Below are 4,027 nucleotides of genomic sequence, written 5' to 3'. Positions count from 1 at the left end.
TCCGCTTGTAGCGCTTTACCTACCCAATGGTTGAATATCGTCCAGATGCGTTGCGGATTGACTTGCATTAGCTCAGCGACACGATTGACCGGCATCTCCCGTTCAATCATGGCCAAAGCCAAGGCTTCAAACAGCAAGGTGAAAACACTATTGGCGCGTGCCCACGGTACCGCTACATTAATCACATTGCCTGACGAAGTCTTGATGCGGGGAACTGCACAATGCAAATAGCAAGTATGCTCAAAGAAGTTAAGGTGTTGCCATGTCCGTTCCACCGTGTCATAAACACCGCAAAGATTTCCTGCTTCATCAGTAAATCGACTACCTACAGCAAAACCAATTCGTAGATGTAATTCTTTTCGCTTTAATTCATCATGAACAAGTTTTACTTCTTTAACTTCCCAAGGAGACTGAAGGCCTAAAGCCAGACTAAACAAGGTTTCACTATTCATTACCGAATAATGACATACCCACTAAAATTCATATAGAGCCAAATTTAAATAAGTGTTGGCAGAAGATTTAAATAACCTGAACTTGCTACCGACTTATATGCGCCAGGCTGAAAAGTCTAACCAAAACGCCCCGTAATGTAGTCTTCTGTTTCCTTATTCTTTGGTTTAATGAAAATTGTGTCTGTTATATCAAATTCTATTAACCGCCCCAAATACATATAAGCAGTATAATCCGATACACGAGCTGCCTGCTGCATGTTATGAGTCACTATAAGGATTGTTACTTTATTTTTAAGATCAGCGATCAATTCTTCGATGCTAGCAGTTGCAATTGGATCTAATGCCGAAGTAGGCTCATCGAATAATAGTATTTCAGGATCAGTTGCAAGTGCTCTTGCAATACATAATCTCTGCTGCTGCCCACCAGATAAATTAAAAGCAAGATCATTCAACCTATCTTTGACCTCGCCCCATAATGCTGCGTTACGTAACGCATCTTCCACCTTTTCATCCAGCATTGCACGTTTTTTAATACCTCTAACTCTCAATCCATAGGCGACATTTTCATAGATCGATTTAGGAAAAGGATTCGGTTTTTGAAATACCATGCTAATACGCATTCTTACCTCGATCGGATCCACATAAGGCGAGAGAATATTCTCATTGTCTGGATAGAGAACTATATCGCCTTCATAGCGATTACCCGGATAAAGATCATGCATACGATTAAAGCATCGCAGGAAAGTAGATTTACCACAACCTGATGGTCCAATTAGTGCAGTTACCTGCTTCTCATGCAAGACCATATCAATATTTTTTAGTGCATTAAAGTTCCCATAGTAAAAACTCAAATTCTTCACTATTGATTTATATTGGTCAAGGGAAATGCCACTCGCCTCAGATTCTACTAAACTATTTTTTACCATTTGATTTTTTTACGCATACGATAACGTAGATAAATAGCTAATGCATTCATCGCTAGTGTCATGACGACTAGTATTAATCCTGCTGCTGCTGCATTAGACTGAAATTCCTCTTCAGGTCGTGATACCCAATTAAACATCTGTATTGGCATCACTGTAAATGGTGCCGCCAACCATTCGAAAGATATAAATGGAAATTCATTTTTTATTGGAGATGGAGGCAGAAACGCAATAAAAGTCAGCGCACCAATTGTGATAATAGGAGCAGTTTCACCAATAGCCCGAGCCAATCCAATTATTACACCCGTCAAAATACCTGGAGCAGAATACGGTAATAAATGATCGGCGACTGTCTCCCATTTAGTGGCCCCCAGCGCATAAGAGCCCTCACGAATCACAATAGGAATAGTCCGTATCGCCTCACGAGTAGCCACAATAACAATAGGTAAAATCAATAGAGCTAAAGTCAACCCTGCAGCTAAAATACTCTGCCCCAGACCCAATTGATAAACAAACAACCCTAACGCCAGTAAACCATAAATAATAGAAGGCACCCCTGCAAGATTGGTAACATTAATTTCAATTAGTTCCGTGAATAAATTTTTAGGAGCGTATTCTTCTAAATAAACACCAGCTGCTATCCCAAGTGGGACAGCCGATATTGCTGTAACCAACATTACTAGAGTAGTTCCCACCCAGGCTGAAAGAATACCTGCCGATTCTGGTCGACGCGAAGGAAATGAAGTAAAAAAGTCCCAAGACAAACGAGGCATACCATCTATGAGCATTTGTGTAAATAACGCCATAAATGTTAGTAAAGCAATCATTAAAGCAAGCACACCCGCAATTAAAAAAATCAAATCCCAACGCCTATGTCGCGCTATAACAACGCGTAACTCTTCTAATTTCTTTTCTTCGTTCATAAATGCCGCTTATTTAGAATAAAGTTTTTATTAAAATACTTAACAAAGCGTTAATTAATTGCGTCAAATTCTATTTTGTCCAGGAATATCTTAAATATTACCTAGATACTATTTAAAATTGAATGTTATCTTTTTAATATGCTTGACGATATCGCTTACGTAATAGATGGCCAAGTATGTTAAAGATCAATGTAATCAGTAATAAAGTTAATCCTGCTGCAAAAATAGTTTGATAGCCAATGCTGCCATGCGGCAAATCCCCCAAACTTACCTGAACAATATATGCGGTAATTGTTGCAGCTTGTTCCATTGGATTCCATGTCAAATTTGGTTGCATACCAGCAGCTATGGCTACAACCATAGTCTCTCCTACTGCGCGAGAGATTCCTAAAATATAAGCAGCTGCAATACCTGAAAAAGCTGCTGGCATCACAACTCTGATAGCGGTTTGAAATCTCGTGGCCCCCATAGCATAAGAACCTTCTCGCAAATGCATCGGTACAGAACGCATAGCATCCTCAGTCATTGAACTTACATAAGGAATAATCATTATTCCCATTACTAGCCCCGCAGACAACAAACTAAATCCTGGCAAATCAGGAAAAATGATCTGCAATAAAGGCGTAACGAATAAGAGAGCGAAATAACCGTAAACAATAGTAGGTATACCTCCTAACAATTCAAGAAATGGCTTTGTGATCTCTCGTACTGTATACGATGCAAATTCTGAAAGATAGATAGCTATAGTTGTACCTAATGGGAGCGCTACCAGAAGCGCTACAGTAGAACTTACCAATGTCCCCGAGATCAATGGAAGAATACCATAGTGCGCATCATTAAATAACGGAGTCCATTGTGTATCAGTAAGAAATTCCCAAATTGAAACTTGCTGAAAAAATGCAAATGACTCTTTTACTAACATGAAAACAATAGAGAAAGTAATTAGAATCGAAAAAAAAGCTGCTAAAAATAGCAGCAATTCTATAACTTTCTCTTTTATGTGACGCTTATAGCTATACTGTAGATTGCTAGTTGATCTACTTATCTTCTCACATGTACTCTTTACATTTTTTGAATACATATTATTTTTCTAAATTATGAATTCAATTATTCTAAAGTAGAATAATTACATTTTTATTGAAAGTATCATACCGAATAACATACAACTTACGAGAATAAGATATTGAAGAAATATTAGAATTAGTTCTTTCTTACATTACTTTACTTTACTTTACTTTATCAAATATTATCTAGTAGCATTTTTATCAAACGATATTTCTTCCAACACTAAATCAATTCAAATATTTGTTTATATAAATATTAACTACAAACCAATCCCAATTAGCTTTCCAATTTATCAGCTTAAATTCAAGTATATTTATGCCGAACCCCATCTTCTTCTCATAGCTTACTACTCTCTAGAAGCGCATAAGAAGCGCATAAAAATCACACTTTTAGAGATCAATTATTCTTCCGCATATCTGACTTGGCAAGTAGAGAATTTAAGATATTTCACCGCAAGTGAACAGAAGAGCAAGCTACATTCTCCAGTCTGATGAATCTCCCCCCTCTCTCTACATGAGGGGGGAGATTCATTGATGAGATCAAAATTTCTTTCTCTCTGACTTAAATTCAATTAATCGACATCTTCATCAGTGGAGTCTTCTTCGTCAGAGTTTTCCGCTTTACTTTCTTCACCATTTTCATCATCTTCAGCGTCTTCCTCCTC

4 protein-coding genes are annotated in these 4,027 nt (G+C 37.7%); all 4 read right to left on the bottom strand.

Going from position 1 to position 4,027, the window contains the following annotated elements:
- Positions 1-452 (bottom strand): transposase family protein (locus BLP80_RS14390; protein WP_143002322.1); only part of this gene is annotated, 452 nt, incomplete at its 3' end.
- 116 nt (positions 453-568) lie between these two features.
- Positions 569-1,378 (bottom strand): phosphate ABC transporter ATP-binding protein PstB, encoded by an 810-nt coding sequence (gene pstB / locus BLP80_RS14385; protein ID WP_090544386.1) that lies wholly within the window; start codon positions 1,376-1,378, stop codon positions 569-571.
- Positions 1,372-2,298, bottom strand: a complete 927-nt coding sequence (pstA, locus tag BLP80_RS14380) for a phosphate ABC transporter permease PstA (RefSeq protein WP_090544384.1) — start codon at positions 2,296-2,298, stop codon at positions 1,372-1,374. The genes pstB and pstA overlap by 7 nt, the downstream gene beginning before the upstream one ends.
- A 133-nt stretch (positions 2,299-2,431) precedes the next feature.
- Positions 2,432-3,379 (bottom strand): phosphate ABC transporter permease subunit PstC, encoded by a 948-nt coding sequence (gene pstC / locus BLP80_RS14375; RefSeq protein ID WP_090544382.1) that lies wholly within the window; start codon positions 3,377-3,379, stop codon positions 2,432-2,434.
- Between the last annotated feature and the right edge of the window lie 648 nt (positions 3,380-4,027).

Source organism: Nitrosomonas sp. Nm132 (genome assembly GCF_900100485.1).
Taxonomy (GTDB): domain Bacteria; phylum Pseudomonadota; class Gammaproteobacteria; order Burkholderiales; family Nitrosomonadaceae; genus Nitrosomonas.
This window is presented reverse-complemented; position numbering and strand designations above follow the sequence as displayed.

What these genes read in the sequence shown, in the direction of transcription:
- pstB (WP_090544386.1), bottom strand. Translation starts at nt 1,378, where the DNA reads ATGGTAAAAAATAGTTTAGTAGAATCTGAGGCGAGTGGCATTTCCCTT.
- pstC (WP_090544382.1), bottom strand. Translation starts at nt 3,379, where the DNA reads ATGTATTCAAAAAATGTAAAGAGTACATGTGAGAAGATAAGTAGATCA.
- pstA (WP_090544384.1), bottom strand. Translation starts at nt 2,298, where the DNA reads ATGAACGAAGAAAAGAAATTAGAAGAGTTACGCGTTGTTATAGCGCGA.